This is a genomic window from Mycobacterium kyorinense, assembly GCF_001672775.1.
GTDB lineage: Bacteria > Actinomycetota > Actinomycetes > Mycobacteriales > Mycobacteriaceae > Mycobacterium > Mycobacterium kyorinense_A.
The window spans coordinates 13653-28978 of record NZ_LZKJ01000054.1; the positions used below are offsets into that span (position 1 = coordinate 13653).

The following is a 15326-nucleotide window of genomic DNA, read 5'->3' on the forward strand; positions in this document are numbered from 1 at the left end:
CGTGGTATGTGTCGTAAATGCGAATCGGCGTCATGCTCGACTATTCCGGCGGCTTTCACGAAGCCGCCGACCGTGTCGTAGCACTCGAGACGGCCGGTATCGACGTCGCCGTGGTGGCCGAGGCATATTCGTACGACGCGGTCAGCCAGTTGGGGTATCTGGCTGCCAAGACCTCGGCCGTCGAATTGGCGTCGGGGGTGTTTCCGATCTATACCCGCACCCCGTCGCTGCTGGCGATGACCGCCGCGGGCCTGGACTTCGTCTCCGATGGCCGGTTCCGGCTGGGCATCGGCACCTCAGGGCCGCAAGTCGTCGAGGGCTTTCACGGGGTGGCCTTCGACGCCCCGCTGGGCCGCACCCGAGAGGTGGTCGACATCTGCCGCCAGGTGTGGCGACGCGACCGGGTCACCTACCACGGCAAGCACTATCAGGTTCCGCTGCCGCCCGAACGGGGAACCGGTCTGGGCAAGGCCCTGCATATCATCAATCACCCGGTGCGCGAACGGATTCCGATCTCGATCGCGGCGTTGGGACCTAAAAACGTCGAGTTGACCGCCGAGATCGCCGAAGGCTGGCAGCCGGTGTTCTTCTACCCGGAGAAGGCGCAGTCGGTGTGGGGCGAGGCGCTGGACGCCGGTCGGGCCAAACGTGATCCGTCGCTGGGACCGCTGGACGTGATGGTGGGCACGTCGCTGGCCATAGGCGACGACGTCGAGGACCGGCTGGCGTGGGTCAAGCCGCAGCTTGGTCTGTACATCGGGGGCATGGGCGCCAAGGGGCGCAATTTCTACCACAACCTGGCAACCCGGTATGGCTTCGGTGAGGTGGCCAACCGGATCCAGGAGTTGTATCTGTCCGGCCGCAAGACCGAGGCCATCGCTGCGGTGCCCGACGAATTGGTGCGCCAGATTTCGCTGATCGGGCCGCGCGGGTTCGTCGCCGAGCGGGTGGCGGCGTTTGCCGAGGCGGGGGTGACGACGCTGTTGGCCACGCCGGTGACTACGGACCGGTTCGAAGCGGTGCGGTATGTGGAGGACCTGAAGGCGGTGCTGCCCTAGCTATTGCCCTGCCTGGGGCAGTTCGTCGGCGGCGATCTGGCACGGGGTGGGATCGGCGGGCGCAGGCCCCTCCGGCGGCGGGGCCGGTGGTGTCGGCGCGACGGGCGCTGGCGCAATTGTCGGCGGTGGCGCGCTGTCGTGCTGCGCAACCGGTTGGCCGCCGACTTGCTCTGTCGTTTCTGGGTTTTCACTAGACGTGTCGGCAGCGGCGCCGTCTTCGACGGTGTCGGCCGGTGGCGGTTCATGCTCGCGGTCGGGCCGCTCATCGGCCGCTTCGTCGACTGGATCGTCGCCGTCCAGCTCATCGTCGAACGGCGCGTCATCGGGCACCGACGGATCGCCGAGGCCGTCGGTCAGCGAGCCCACCAGACCAGCAATACCGTCGATGATCTGGCCGACTACTCCGCCGATACTGCCGCCAAGGCCGCCGAGCCCACCCAAAGTACCTGCACCGGTGGGCATTCCGGCGCCATCTCCCAATGCAGCCTCAGGCAGCGGCTCATCGGCCGGCAACGCGTCGAGTATGTCCGTCGGAAGCGGGGACGCTGGAGCCGGCGGGGGCAACGGGGTCGATACAGCCGCAGGCGTGGTGGCGACCGGCGGCGGCGCTTCCGGTATTGGCCCGACTCCGCCGATCGGACCCGGCACCTCCTCGAGCTGCGGTCGCGGGCCGAGGTCGCTCGGGAGCTCGAACCGCACCTCCGGTCCCGCCGCTAACGCGTCGAGAACGGCGTCATACGCGGCCGCCACCGACTCGGTGGCCGAGCGCATGGCAGTAAGCCACTCGACGCGAATATCGTTGTCCACGTACGGGATTACCTGCTCGCGAATGACATTCTCGGCGGCCGACCGGTCCCCCGCACCGGTCGCGACGGTGTGCGCGGCGGCCAGCCAGGCGGTCTGCTGCGTGCGGTCGTCGACGGCGATGGCCGTCGCGACTTTGCCGTCGATCAGCTGCCACACGTTGTCGCGCAGCGCCCCGCACTCCTGCGACGCCGTGCGCACCGCGGCGACCACCGCGGCGGCGGTTTCGCAGTGCCGATGCAGGAACTGCGTCGCCGAGTCGGCTCCGGGCCCGCGCCATGCCGCGTCGAGCTCGCCGACCTGGGCCCGTTGTAGTGCCAGCGCTTCGTCGGCCGCATTAAGTGCGGCCCACAGTGCGGCGCAATCATTGTCGAGCGTCCGAAGCTGCATGCCAGCTTCGGCCTCGTACCAGTCGCGGATTTGCGAGTCGCGCGCGGTCAGGTCGGGATGTTGGTAACCCACTGCGCGGCAGGCGTTTACATAGGTTTGGGTGTGCTCGACGGCCGGTGCGCCCTCGGCCAGTCGCGCCGCCACATCCAACCGTTCGGCCATCTGCGCTACCCGATCCGTGCCGCGCCGCGCCGGTCGGCGTCGGCGTACCGCTCGGCGCCGACTCGCAGCGCCGCAGCGATTTCCGCCGATGCCCTGGCCCACTGCGACAGCGCAGCGGTCAGCCGGTACACCGCGGTGTGGAGGGCATCACCGCTGGCGATATGTGCCCGCCCGGCGGTGGCGCCGTCGAAACCCAGCCGCGACAACCGGTCACGTGCTGCGCCGTCGATGAGGTCCGCGGTGGTATCAAACCGGTTGGCGACCGCGCGCACGGCGCTGACGTCGACGAAGGTGTGGCGCATACCCGTTAGGACGCGCGGCGCCGGGTCCGGGTTCCCTTCAGCTCTGAGCGCGCACCGAATCGGCAACGGCGGCGGCGATCCGGCGCGCGGTGTCCTCGTCGTCAGCTTCCACCATGACACGAATCAGTTGCTCGGTGCCCGAGGGGCGCAACAGGATTCGCCCGGTGTCACCGAGCTCGGCCTCGGCTTGTTGGACCGCGGTCTGCACGGCGGGCGCTGCAGCGGCGGTGGCCTTGTCGGCAACCTCGACGTTGATCAGCACCTGTGGCAAGGTGCGCATCGCCGCTGCCAGCTCGGCCAGCGGTGACCCAGTTTGCGCCATCCGCGACATCAGCCGCAGCCCGGTCAGGATGCCGTCGCCGGTGGTGGCCAGCGCCGGGAGCACGATGTGGCCGGATTGCTCGCCGCCGAGCCGGTAGTCGCCGGCCCGCAACTCTTCCAGCACGTAACGGTCGCCCACCCCGGTGGTGCGCACGGTGATTCCGGCTGCGCGCATCGCCAGGTGCAGACCGAGGTTGCTCATCACCGTGGCCACCAGTGTGCTGCTGGCCAGCTCGCCGGCTTCGTGCATCGCCAACGCCAGCACCACCATGATGTGGTCGCCATCGATGACCTGGCCGGCGGCATCCACCGCCAGGCACCGGTCAGCATCGCCGTCGTGGGCCAGGCCCAGGTCGGCGCCATGGGCGAGCACCGCCGACCGCAGCACATCCAGGTGGGTGGACCCGCAGCCGTCGTTGATGTTGAGCCCGTCGGGTTCGGCGTTGATCGCGATAACCCGGGCGCCGGCCGCGCGGTAGGCGCGCGGCGCCGCCACCGACGCCGCCCCGTGTGCGCAGTCGACGACGACGGTCAGCCCGTCGAGCCGGGCGGTGTTGGCCTTGCTCAGCTGGCGCAAATAACGGTCCAGCGCGTCTTCGGCGTCGACGACGCGGCCGATCTCCGCGCCGACCACACGCAGCCCCGGTCCGGCGGCCACCGCCTCCTCGATCCGATCCTCGGTGGCGTCGTCGAGTTTGTGCCCACCCGGCCCGAAGATCTTGATCCCGTTGTCAGGCATCGGGTTGTGCGACGCCGAGATCATCACACCGAAATCGGCGTCGTAGGCGCCGGTCAGGCAGGCCACCGCCGGTGTCGGCAGCACGCCGACCCGCAGCGCGTCGACGCCCTCGCTGGTCAGACCGGCAATCACCGCGGCTTCCAGCATCTCGCCGCTGGCCCGCGGGTCGCGGCCCACGACGGCAAGCCGCCGCCGCTGCCCGCCCGGTCCGGCCAGTTGCCGCGCCGCGCCGGCGCTCAGTGCCAACGCGAGCTCGGCGGTCAACTCACGGTTGGCGACCCCGCGGACACCATCCGTGCCGAACAGACGACCCATAGCCATCCTTTATCCGCCGCGAGCGTGCGTGTCCCCGGCCCGACACGCCAACAACGGGCCGTTTTTGCGCACGCTCGCGGCCCAGAAAGTGATCGCCGATCAGCGCTTGCTGTACTGCGGCGCCTTGCGGGCCTTCTTCAGCCCGTACTTCTTGCGCTCGGTGGCCCGGGGGTCGCGGGTGAGGAAGCCGGCCTTCTTCAGCGCGGGCCGGTCCTCGGGCGTAACCAGGATCAAAGCCCGGGCGATCGCCAACCGCAGCGCGCCGGCCTGCCCGGACGGGCCGCCACCGTCGAGGTGGGCATAGATGTCGAAGCTTTCCAGCCGGTCGACGGTGACCAGCGGAGCCTTGATCAGCTGCTGATGGACCTTGTTGGGGAAGTAAGCCTCCAGGCTGCGGCCATCGAGGTCGAACTTGCCGGTGCCGGGCACCAGTCGCACCCGCACCACAGCTTCCTTGCGGCGGCCGACGGTCTGGATCGGGCGCTCGATCACGAACGAATCCGAGGTCGGGGCCGAGGCGTCCGCGGTCTCGGCAGCCGGGGCTTCGGTTGTTTCGGTCTCTACCGCTTCAGTCATTGCGTCACCTGCTTGATCTCGAACGGAACCGGCTGCTGGGCGGTGTGCGGGTGCTCCGGGCCGGCGTAGACGCGCAGCTTGCGCTTGATCTGACGGCCGAGCTTGTTCTTGGGGAGCATCCCGACGATCGCCTTCTCCACGACCCGGTCGGGGTGGCGTTGCATCAGCTCGCCGATGGTGCGCTTGCGCAGACCGCCGGGATAACCCGAGTGGCGGTAGGCCAGCTTGTTCTGCAGTTTGTCGCCGCTGATGGCGACCTTGTCGGCGTTGACGATGATCACGAAGTCACCACCGTCGACATTGGGGGTGAACGTCGGCTTGTGCTTGCCGCGCAGCAGAGTCGCTGCCGCGACGGCAAGGCGGCCGAGCACCACGTCCGTGGCGTCGATGACGTACCACGCCCGCGTGGTGTCACCCGCCTTAGGCGCGTATGTAGGCACAGCGCTTAACCTCTCTCGGGTTGGATCCCGGTGTTCCGGGTGCCGGTCAGGCGTCGACGGTAGGGGAGGTTCTCGGCGACCGACATTGACCCGAGCCCCGGCGTACCGTACGCCAACGGTGCAGCTTACCGGCGAGCATCCGCGCAGGTCAAAACGCCGGTCCATGACTGCGGGGTCCCGACGTCTCTCCCTCGCCGGGACCCCAGCAGAGCCTCAAGGCGCTATCGCGCCCAAACGCCGGCCGCCCGGCGATCGGCACCGGCGACGTCGTCGGCGCCGTCACGCACCGCATTTCCCAAATCGACCAGGATTTCGTTGAGCGCAGTGGCCGCCTGATGCCATTTGAGTTGCTCAACCCGATAGGCCGCAGCGGCCTCGCGAGTCCACAGTTCCTGCAACGGCGCAACCTGAGACCGCAATTCCTCGAGGGCGGCATTGAAACGGGCGGAGACGGCATGGATTTCCTGCCGGACCGAGCACTCGATTTCGCCGAAGTCATACGACAGCACTGGGTCCATGGTCAGAGCTTCCCGCCGGCGGCAGCGATGTGGTGCGCATGCTGGTCGGCCGCTTCGCGCAGTGCGGCCTCGTTATAGCGGATGCTCTCCGCGATGCCACCCAACGCGTGATGCAGTTTGATCGACTCGGCATTCCAGCGATCCACCACTTCTCTGAACCGGCTGGCCGCAGCTCCGCCCCACACCGACGGCGGCACGCTGTTCATGCGGGAGATGAACGTGTGCAGCATCGCCCGGATCTCCTCGTTGCGGGCATCGGTGGTCGTCGCAACGGAACGCATCAAATCGAAGTCGGTGCGCAGGGTGTTGGTCACACAGTTAGGACTCCGGCGAGCCGCGTCGGGTTCCGCCGAGTTCAGCTCAGCGCGCGGGCCGACCCGACCGCCAGCTCACACGCGTCGCGCACCGCCTCCTCGTCGGCCGGCCGGCTTTGGCATCCGATGCTGATCCGCACGTTCCTATCCAGCAGGACCGTCCAGCGGATGTCGTGTCCGACGCGCACCTCGCGGTAGGTCACCGCAGCCCGGCCGGCGGTGGACCCCGACGGGTTGAAGTCGACGAAGACGCCCGGCGGCTCGGCATCGATCCCGCGCTTCAGGATTTCGGCAGCGTCACCCAGCGTCTCGGCGGCGACGGGAGATTGAGTGATGTGCAACGCCACGTTCGGATCCGACGGGGAGGTGATCTGCACCCGCGCCGATCCAGGCCCAGCCAGGATCCGCTGCGTCGTCCAGGCCGCCGGCACCTCCACCGCCACCCGGCCTTCCACCAGAAACGTCGTCGCCATCGCGACGGGCGACGACGTTTCGCGACGGTCGACTGCGAAGAAGCCGAGCGTCGTCGCGATCACGAGGACGACCAGCATGACCCATCGGTGCCGACGTCGGCCGCCATCTGCCGGGCCGGGCGGCGTCGCCGCGGTTGCCTGGTTGGCGACGACGGCCTCGGCGAGTCGCTGAAACTCGGCATCGTCGACGTGAAAGACCGTCATCCCGCTGCGCTGGCGGGCTCGGTCGGCGATCATCCTCGCGAGCACACCCGCTCCGCCCACCGCGTCCGGTGCGTCGATCACCAGCGTCGCAACATCATTCGCGGTCATCCCCGCGATGAGGCGCGCAACGGCGTCGGCCACCCGCTGCGGCTCTCCGCGGCGAGGTTGTGCCCGCATCACCGGTCCGGTGATGACCACCATGTGTTCCGCGATCTCCACAATCACCGGGGCAGGCGATGAACCCGCCGGCGACTTCCGCGCCAGCAACCACGACCGCGGTCGCAACACGACGTCGTCGGCCACCGTGTGGGCGGCGGCGCTGACCACCGCGATCCGTGCCGGCGACCACCACGACGGATGAACGACGACCACGCCCTGCCGCCCTGCGCAGCCCAGTGACTGCAGCGCCGTACGCCACAATGACTCCACCGACGTCGGACAGTCCCCGACCAGAGCCACCGGGTCATCGATGCCGTCCAGCGCACCCCTCGCGATCTCGTCGTCAGCGTCATCCTTTGGGCCGCAACACAAGTGCCGGATAGCTGTCGGACCCGCCGCGACGATGTGCGTGCTCACGGCGGCGGGCTCCAGGCCACCTGCACCAGATCTCTGCCGGCGCGGGTGATCAGGGTGCCGCGTCCGGGCGGCAATAGCATCGGCCGAAGTGAGCCGATCAGCGGGCCCTCATCGGGCTGTGCGCTCATCATCAGCGTGGTGCAACCGAAGTCACGTAGCCCGACCAACAACGGATCGAACATGGCCCGCGCAGCCCCGCCGCTGCGCCGGGCCACTACCACGCGCAGACCCACATCCCCGGCGTGCGGTAAATATTCGAGGATCGGTGTCAACGGATTGCCGGCGTCGGTAGCGACCAGCTCGTAATCGTCGACGACGACATAGGTGTTCGGTCCGGACCACCAGGACCTGGCGCGCAGCTGCGCCTGGGTAACGTGCGGCGGGGGCAGTCGGCTCTGCAACAGGCCGAGCAGTTCCGGCAGCAGCGCGTCAAGCGCCGCTCGCGACATCGCGTAGCCACCAAGGTGTTCGGACTCGATCACACCGAGCAGCGTGCGGCGGAAGTCGACGATGAACAGCTGTGCGTGGGCGGCGGTCGCGGTCCGCGCGATTTCGCGGCACAGGGTACGCAATGTGGCCGTCTTCCCGCAGCCACCGTCACCCAGGATCAGCAGATGCGGGTACCGATCGAAATCGATTACTGCCGGGAGCAATCGCCGTTCTTCGAGACCAAGCAGGATGGCTGCTTGCAGTTCATCGCCAGCCGACGAGACGACATCGTGGCGGTCGACGCACGCGGGCAATAGCGGTATCGGCGGTGCGAATTCTCCGGGGTAGCGACGCCGCACCAGCTCCGCCGCCTGCACGCTCGCCTCCGCCAGCCCGTCGGCGGAGGTGACGCCATCTAGGCGGGGTAGCGCGATCACCATATGCAGGCCGTCACGGGACAGCCCCCGCCCGGGCTTACCCTCAGGCACCTGCTGAGCGCGTCGACGGTCCAGTTCGGAATCGGTCGGATCACTGAGCCGCAACTCGATGCGAGTGCCGATCTGATCCCGCAATGCCGGCCGCAGCTCCGCCCATCGCGACGCAGCCACCACCACGTGCACACCGAACGAAAGCCCCTGAGCCGCAAGGGTGCTGATCGACAGCTCGAGCGTTTCGAAATCGTGGCGCAGCGCTGTCCAGCCGTCGATGACCAGAAACACGTCGCCGAATCGATCACACACCGGGTCACGCCGAGCTTTGAGCCTGCGATACTGCGAGATCGACTCGATCCCGTGGCCGCGAAACAAGGCCTCCCGGGACCGGACGAGTGACTCCATTTCGACGACCATGCGAGCCCCAAGCTCGGGTTCCGCCCGGCCGGCCACAGATCCTACGTGCGGCAGCGACCGCACCGACGTCAGCGCACCACCGCCGAAATCCAGACAATAGAACTGCACCATACTCGGGTCGTGAGTGGCGGCTAGTGCGGTGATCAAGGTGCGCAGCACGGTCGACTTCCCGGATTGTGGTGATCCGATCACGGCGACATTGCCTGCAGCACCTGATAACTCGACGGTCAGCGGAGTACGGCGCTGCTCGAATGGCCGATCGACGATGCCGATCGGAACGAACAGGTCGCGCGCGGCCACGTCGTGGAGCAGGGCGTCCAGTGCCGGAGCCTCGCCTAACGGTGGCAGCCACACCTCATGCGCCGGTGGTCCATGCCCGGACACTCGATCCGCCAACGTCTGCAATACCGTGCGCTCGTCGGTGACGACGTTTGCAGCGCGACAGACTGTGATCGGTCCCGTCGGCGCGGCGGTGAACCGTCGAACGGCGCGCCGCGTGGCGTGCGGGGCGGTGAAGGCGGGCGCAGCGGGCTGAAATTTGCGTGGGCAGGGCCCGGAGACGTATGCGCTCTGGAAACGGGTCAGCTCACCCGGGGCCGTGCGCAGATAACCTGCCCCCGGTGTACCCGCCAGGTCATAGGCGTCCGAAGTTCCCAGTACGATTCGTGATTCGTTGGCCGACAGCGTCTTCAGGCAAATCCGGTAGGACAGGTGTGAGTCCAGTCCGCGTAGTCTGCCTTCGTCAAGCCGCTGGCTTGCCAGCAACAAATGCATGCCCAACGAGCGGCCGAGTCGACCGATCGACACAAAGACGTCGGCGAAGTCCGGCTGTTGGCTCAGCAGCTCGGAGAACTCGTCGACGACGATGAACAGCGCGGGCAGCGGCGGCAACTCCGCGTTGGCCCGCCGTGCACGCCTGTATGCGTCGATACTCTCCACATTGCCTGCGGTCCTGAGTAATTCCTGGCGGCGGGTCACCTCCCCGGTCAGGGCGTCGCGCATGCGCGCAACCAGTGGCGCGTCATCCGACAAGTTGGTAATCACCGCCGCGACGTGCGGTGCTGATTGCAGATCGAGAAACGTCGCGCCGCCTTTGAAGTCGACGAGGACCATGTTCAGCACCTCGGGTGAGTGCCGGGCGATCATGCCCAGCGCAATGCATCGCAGAAGCTCCGACTTTCCGGATCCGGTGGCCCCAACGCAAAGGCCGTGTGGTCCCATTCCGTTGTGCGCGGCCTCTTTGATGTCGAGATCCACGGTCGCACCGGTGTCGGCCGTACCGATCGGGATGGACAGCCGATGGGCAGGAGGCTGACTGTCCCAGAACGGTTGCGGCGAAAAACCGGCCACATCGTCGATGCCCAGCAGGTCCTGCCATCGTGCAGAGCCGGCTGGCGAGCACTCGGCCGAGTGGTCGGCGTGATAGGCGGCCAGCCTGCGGGCACACACCGTCGCAGCGGCCAGATCCATTCGGTCCGGACAGCCGAGCATTCCGCCGTCGAGGCACAGGGTGTTGTCGGCCACCTCCAACTGGGCAGCCGGCGCACCGTAGCCGGTGCGGACCTCCAGCACCGCACCGTCGACGACCACCACCAACTGGGGAGCCAAGGTGTCCTGCGATAGCAGGCCGTCAAGTGACTTCTCGACGGCGGCCACCGTCGGATACACCATGCGCACGGGACCGCTGTCATCCCGGGCATGGGGATGATGGTTGTGCGGCAACCACTTCAACCAGTCCCAATGCGGACGGTTGCCGTCACCGATTGCCCCGGCGATCAGTAGCCGGGCCGGACTGTGCAGCACGGCCAACTGGCAGATCATGGCACGAACGAGTCCGCGTGCGGATGCCTGGTCCCCGGCGATGGTGACGGTGGCGTGGCTCTGTAGTGCGATCGCGACGGGCACGTCGGCGACCGTGGAATGGGTGCGCAGAAACCGGAGCAGCGCCGTCATGGTGACCGGATCCGATGTGTGCGCGGGTTCGAGTTGTGGCGGCGACAGGCCGGTAGCAAGCTGCTGCGTGCCGGTGCCGATCCGCACTTCGCAATAGTCGGCGTCGGTCGGCCGCCGTTCCCACATCCGGGCGCTGCCCACCAGCGCCCAGAGCGAGTCGGGATGAGGATGTCGCCAGTCGAGCGATGCGCGTTGTGCCGCAGCGGTCTTGGTGACTGTGCGGCGCAGGTCGCCGAGATAGTCCAGGTAGTCTGCGCGGTCGCAGTCGATGTCCATGCGCGTTCGGTCTCGGCCAGTGATCGCGGTGACGACCGCTGAAATCACCATCATCAGCGGAAATGCCATAAACATGGGATTGCGCGCCGCGCCCGACCGGGTAAAGAAGAACATCGCCATCAGTGCCGCCGTCGCACCGGCCATCACGACCGGTAGCAGTCGGATCATCGGTTTGGACTGCCCGGCCGGAGGCACCAGTGGTGGCGCGGCAACGGTGATGTCGCCGGTTTCAACGTCTGGAGCCGGCAGGCGTGGCCCCGGCACGAACCCTTCGGTCGCAGAACTGCTCTCGCGCTGCTCCACCTCGGCCCTTCCCTACCGAATTGCGATGGGCAACCGTAGGCAATCCCGCGGCCGCCGACAAGTCAGCTGTGGATCAGTGCACACGTACCCTCGCGCGGCTGACTAGCGTGCCGCACTCAAGGCCCGCATTCGTTCAAAGGGAGGTCGGGGTGGCTCATTCACAACCGCGGCGGGTGTCGATACACGCCGACGACGTCAGTGTCGACCTGGTGCTGCCCGGCGGTGTGGCGCTCACGACGTTGATCCCCTCGATCGTGGACATCTTGGGCGACAGACATGTTCGTTACCGCGAACCACCGGCAGTCCGATACCAACTCGCTCTCCCGGGTCAGGCCGCCCTGGATGCATCGAAATCCTTGGCGCAGCATGGGATCCGAGATGGCGCCGTGCTGAGTTTGTTCAGCTCGCCGACCGCGTTGGCGCCGCCCTGCTTTAATGACGACGCCGCTGAGGCGGTGTCGGCCACACTGCTCGAGCATGCCCGCCCGTGGACCACGCGGGCGTCGCAGCTCGCGGGTGCGCTGGCAGCGATCTGGCTGGCCGGTCTCGGCGCGCTGATGCTGATCCGAACGATGCTCGTTGCCGCCGATGCCCGCCATGTCGGCGCCGCGACCGCCGTTGCTGCCGGCGCCGGTTGCGGCGCGCTGCTGGCAGCCGTGATGGCCCATCGCGGATTCGACGACGCCGTGGCGGGACTGGCGCTAAGCTTATTGGCCACCGGCTTCGCCGCAGTCGCCGGCGCGCTGGCGGTCCCCGGCGAAGTCAGCGCCGCGAAAGCGTTGCTCGCCGCCGCGGCTGCGGCCGTCACCGCCGTCGTCGCCATACATGGAAGCGGCTGCGGGACCACCACCTTGACGGCCGTCGCCTGCGCAGCGAGCGTTGGCGCCCTCGCCGCGTTGCTGCGCGTGGCCGCCGCCGCGCCGCTACAAGCCGTCTGTGCGGCGTCCGCAGTGATATCGCTGGCTTTACTCCAGGGCGCTCCGCGTTTGTCGGTCATGTTGGCCGGGTTGTCACCGCGGCTGGCCGCTGAGCCCGCCGACGAGCCGCTGCCTGAGCTGGAAGACCTGCGCGCCAAAGTGTTTCGAGCTGATACCTGGCTGACCAGCCTGGTCGGCGCATTCGCGGTCTCATCGGCGTTCGGAGCTGCCGACGCCGCAGTAACCACACAACCGCGCATGTTGGGGGTGGCGTTTGCGGCGCTGACCGGTGTGGCGCTGCTGGCCCGGGCACGTTCCCAACGCGGCATACCGCGAGTCGCGGTACTCGTCGTGACCGGATCAGCGGCGCTCAGCGTCGCATTCGTCGTCGCGGCAACCGCTAATGCGCGACACGTCGTGTGGATTGCTGCGTCGGCGCCAACGCTCGCAGCCATCGCGCTAACCCTGGGTTTTATCGTCCCCGCGATCACCTTCTCTCCGGTCGCGCAGCGATTCCTTGCGCTGCTGGAGTGTCTGGTGCTGGCAGCCATTGCACCGCTGGCATGTTGGATCTGCGGCTTCTACACCCTTGCTCGTGGTCTCACCCCGTGAATACTGCGACGAGCGCGTTGCGCGCCGCTGCTGCCGTGGTGCTGCTCGCGCTTTCCTCGTGCGCTACGCCGGTCGCGAGAGCGATAACGCCGCCGCCGATCGACAACAGCCGGCTGCCCGAACCGGCGCCGCCGGCGCCGCCGCGCTCCACCGTGCAGCGTGAGATGTGCGCCGTGCCGTCGATGGATGCCCCCGCGGGCGAAGCGGTCGGCCAGCTCGCCGGCCTTGGTATACCGCAGGCCTGGCAACTCAGCCGCGGCTCGGGTCAACGGGTCGCGGTCATCGACACCGGTGTTTCGCCGCACCCACGGCTGCCCGAAACGGCGCCCGGCGGTGACTATGTCTTCACCGGCGACGGTCTGCAGGATTGCGACGGGCACGGCACTGCTGTCGCCGGGATCATCGCTGCCGCATCCGATCCCGAACACCCCGATGACTTCAGCGGCGTCGCTCCCGAGGTCGCGCTGATCAGTATTCGGCAGTCCAGCAGTAAGTTCGGGGCGGTTGGCGATCCGTCGAACACCGGGTCCGGTGACGTCGACACCATGGCGAAAGCCGTCCGGACTGCAGCCGACCTCGGCGCGTCGGTCATCAACATCTCGTCGGTCGCGTGCGTGCCGGCCTCATCGGCACTCGACGACCGCGCGCTGGGCGCCGCTCTGGCGTACGCAGTCGACGTTAAGAACGCGGTCGTGGTCGCCGCGGCCGGCAACACTGGTGGCCCCGGACAGTGCCCGGCACCACGATCCGAATCCACCTGGGAGACCGCGTCGGTCGTGGTTAGCCCGGCATGGTACGACGACTATGTCCTGACGGTGGGTTCAGTCAACGCGCACGGTGAACCGTCGTCGTTTACGCTCGCCGGGCCGTGGGTGGACGTAGCCGCGCCCGGAGAGTCGGTGACCTCACTCAGCCCATCGGGCACCGGAATAATGAATTCGCTTGCCAATCACGACGATCCGACGCCGCTGTCAGGCACCAGCTACGCGGCGCCGGTGGTCAGCGGGCTGGCCGCGCTAATCCGCTCCCGGTTCCCCACACTCACGGCCAGGCAAGTCATGCAACGTATCGAAAGCACCGCGCACCATCCGCCAGGCGGATGGAATCCGTTGACAGGCAACGGGCTCATCGATATCGGCGCCGCCGTCAGCACCGATGCGCCGGCGTACCCCGATCCCCGGCCGCGCGAGGTGGCGATCCCATCGCCGGCCCCGCCTCCGGCGCCGGATCGCCACTCCCGAGACACCGCGTACGCCGGAACAGCCGTCTGTCTTGCGGTATTGGCGGCGGCACTGAGCATCGGCGCGCTGTCGGCCCGGCTACGGCGTGCCCGGGGAACGGCCGCCGACGGTGTCTCGGGCGACTGACGCGCTTTTTCTACTCAGCTCCGGACCCGACGGCAGCGTGGCCAACACCGGCCACGGCGCCGGGATCAGCGTCTGCGGTAGGCCAAGGTTACGTTCGGCATCGGCGTCGTGCACGGCGAACCGCACCCCGGTATCGGTCACCAAATATCGGGTGCCGGATTCGGCGTTGTCGCCGGACAGCGCCGTGGACCGGACATAGGCACTGCGACCGGGCGGAAGGTGCACGGCGTCGACCGCGGGTCCGGCCCCGTCCGCCTGCGACAAAACCACCGGCGTCTCGCCCGGCGGAACGGGCAGGCCGCCGGTGCCAAATGAGATCTCGACGCCACCCGACGCCGCGATGGCCCACCTCACACACAGCGTCGTATCGGCGGCGACCGGCGTCGACGCAAAGGGAAAGGTGGCCACCGGCAACTCGTTCACGGTCGCAATGCCGCGGAGGAGGTCGGGCGCCACCGAGATGATGGTGCGCGCGCCGTGCGCATCGGTGAGCCGTAGCAGATCCGCGGCAACCTGCCCGATGCGCTGAATCCCGCTGCTGAGCACGACATACAACTCGTCACCGCCGGCACGCGCTATGCGCAGCACACTGCCGACCGCGAATCCCGCTACCGGACCGGATTGGCCGCCGCGAGGAATCGGCGGCACGGCGATCGCCGGCGCCTCTGGAATGACATTCAGCAATGTGTGCGAAACAGACTGCGGCACAATGCCCTCCAACCGGAGAGCGCGCACGACGGCGGGGTCGGCGAGGTCGACAACCGCTCGACGCCCGGCGTACAGCAGATAGGTCGAGGCACCCGCGTCCGGCGTGACCAACACGGTCTGTGTCGCCGAAAGGCGATGTGCGGCCGTCTGCGCGGAGCCGACGATGATTGTGGTGCCGTCGTGGTCATCGCACACAGTCCATGATGTTTGGTCGGTCGGTAGCGGCGGGGCCAGGAATTGCGGAGCACCGGGAATTCCCATGACCGGGCCGCGTTTGGTGTGACTCAACACCGACTCCGATACCGGCTGCGGGTTGCCGGCGGTTGCCGTGACCAACCGCGCCGAGGCCAGGTTCAGCACCGGATGCACGATGTCGCCAACCCGGACATAGAGCGCTCCGGACTGTTGGCCCATCAGAATCGGCCCGTCGCCCAGCGAGGCCTGCGGGCGCAGCACGGCAAGCCCCGCGCAGACGGCAATCATTACGACGGCCAGCACAGCCCCGGTCGCCAAGGCCTGCGCCGGTGTACGGACCGCGTTGGCGGCGATGTCTCTGCCCACTAGGGCGCGTTCGAGGCGACGCAGCAGAAATCGGTACCCGCTGACGTGCAATCGGGTGGTTGCTCGTGACGCCATGTCGGCGTCACGATAGGCCGCCGAGCAGCGTTGCCGCGTCCGTCGATCCACAGCCGACGTTCGCCGAAATGAGGATTTGGCAGGC

Annotated in this window: 13 protein-coding genes; 3 read left to right on the forward strand and 10 right to left on the reverse strand. The window is 67.9% G+C overall.

The window, feature by feature from the left end; translation table 11 throughout:
• Positions 1-17 precede the first annotated feature (17 nt).
• Positions 18-1058, forward strand: coding sequence for an LLM class F420-dependent oxidoreductase (locus A5707_RS05050; protein ID WP_065013423.1), 1041 nt, complete (start codon positions 18-20; stop codon positions 1056-1058).
• Here A5707_RS05050 and A5707_RS05055 read toward each other — a convergent pair whose 3' ends face one another.
• From A5707_RS05055 to eccCa, 9 genes are all read right to left on the reverse strand, one after another.
• Positions 1059-2414, reverse strand: coding sequence for a hypothetical protein (locus A5707_RS05055; RefSeq protein WP_065013424.1), 1356 nt, complete (start codon positions 2412-2414; stop codon positions 1059-1061).
• A 5-nt stretch (positions 2415-2419) separates the two neighbouring features.
• A complete protein-coding gene (locus A5707_RS05060) occupies positions 2420-2716 on the reverse strand; it encodes a type VII secretion target (protein WP_065013425.1) in 297 nt (98 codons plus the stop codon).
• Between the two features lie 37 nt (positions 2717-2753).
• Entirely contained in the window at positions 2754-4091 is a 1338-nt protein-coding gene (gene glmM / locus A5707_RS05065; protein WP_065013426.1) for a phosphoglucosamine mutase, read from the reverse strand.
• 99 nt (positions 4092-4190) lie between these two features.
• Positions 4191-4667, reverse strand: coding sequence for a 30S ribosomal protein S9 (gene rpsI / locus A5707_RS05070; protein ID WP_065013427.1), 477 nt, complete (start codon positions 4665-4667; stop codon positions 4191-4193).
• Entirely contained in the window at positions 4664-5107 is a 444-nt protein-coding gene (gene rplM / locus A5707_RS05075; RefSeq protein WP_065013428.1) for a 50S ribosomal protein L13, read from the reverse strand. Before rplM ends, rpsI begins: the two co-directional genes overlap by 4 nt.
• A gap of 221 nt (positions 5108-5328) precedes the next feature.
• Entirely contained in the window at positions 5329-5631 is a 303-nt protein-coding gene (locus A5707_RS05080; RefSeq protein WP_156657574.1) for a WXG100 family type VII secretion target, read from the reverse strand.
• The gene (locus A5707_RS05085; protein WP_197495256.1) at positions 5628-5927 is read right to left on the reverse strand and encodes a WXG100 family type VII secretion target; all 300 of its coding nucleotides are present in this window, start codon (positions 5925-5927) and stop codon (positions 5628-5630) included. The genes A5707_RS05080 and A5707_RS05085 overlap by 4 nt, the downstream gene beginning before the upstream one ends.
• A 53-nt stretch (positions 5928-5980) precedes the next feature.
• Entirely contained in the window at positions 5981-7192 is a 1212-nt protein-coding gene (locus A5707_RS05090; RefSeq protein ID WP_065013430.1) for a type VII secretion-associated protein, read from the reverse strand.
• Entirely contained in the window at positions 7189-10947 is a 3759-nt protein-coding gene (eccCa, locus tag A5707_RS05095) for a type VII secretion protein EccCa (RefSeq protein ID WP_065013450.1), read from the reverse strand. The genes A5707_RS05090 and eccCa overlap by 4 nt, the downstream gene beginning before the upstream one ends.
• A gap of 203 nt (positions 10948-11150) precedes the next feature.
• On the opposite strand from eccCa, the gene eccD reads away from it, so the two are divergent.
• Together eccD and mycP are read left to right on the forward strand one after the other, a co-directional pair.
• Positions 11151-12530, forward strand: a complete 1380-nt coding sequence (gene eccD, locus A5707_RS05100; protein ID WP_197495252.1) for a type VII secretion integral membrane protein EccD — start codon at positions 11151-11153, stop codon at positions 12528-12530.
• Entirely contained in the window at positions 12482-13897 is a 1416-nt protein-coding gene (mycP, locus tag A5707_RS05105; RefSeq protein WP_082969256.1) for a type VII secretion-associated serine protease mycosin, read from the forward strand. Before eccD ends, mycP begins: the two co-directional genes overlap by 49 nt.
• Here mycP and eccB read toward each other — a convergent pair.
• Positions 13850-15241, reverse strand: coding sequence for a type VII secretion protein EccB (gene eccB, locus A5707_RS05110; protein WP_065013452.1), 1392 nt, complete (start codon positions 15239-15241; stop codon positions 13850-13852). The genes mycP and eccB overlap by 48 nt on opposite strands.
• Positions 15242-15326 lie beyond the last annotated feature (85 nt).

What these genes read in the sequence shown, in the direction of transcription:
- A5707_RS05050 (WP_065013423.1), top strand. Translation starts at nt 18, where the DNA reads ATGCGAATCGGCGTCATGCTCGACTATTCCGGCGGCTTTCACGAAGCC.
- A5707_RS05055 (WP_065013424.1), bottom strand. Translation starts at nt 2,414, where the DNA reads ATGGCCGAACGGTTGGATGTGGCGGCGCGACTGGCCGAGGGCGCACCG.
- A5707_RS05060 (WP_065013425.1), bottom strand. Translation starts at nt 2,716, where the DNA reads ATGCGCCACACCTTCGTCGACGTCAGCGCCGTGCGCGCGGTCGCCAAC.
- glmM (WP_065013426.1), bottom strand. Translation starts at nt 4,091, where the DNA reads ATGGGTCGTCTGTTCGGCACGGATGGTGTCCGCGGGGTCGCCAACCGT.
- rpsI (WP_065013427.1), bottom strand. Translation starts at nt 4,667, where the DNA reads ATGACTGAAGCGGTAGAGACCGAAACAACCGAAGCCCCGGCTGCCGAG.
- mycP (WP_082969256.1), top strand. Translation starts at nt 12,482, where the DNA reads ATGTTGGATCTGCGGCTTCTACACCCTTGCTCGTGGTCTCACCCCGTG.
- eccB (WP_065013452.1), bottom strand. Translation starts at nt 15,241, where the DNA reads ATGGCGTCACGAGCAACCACCCGATTGCACGTCAGCGGGTACCGATTT.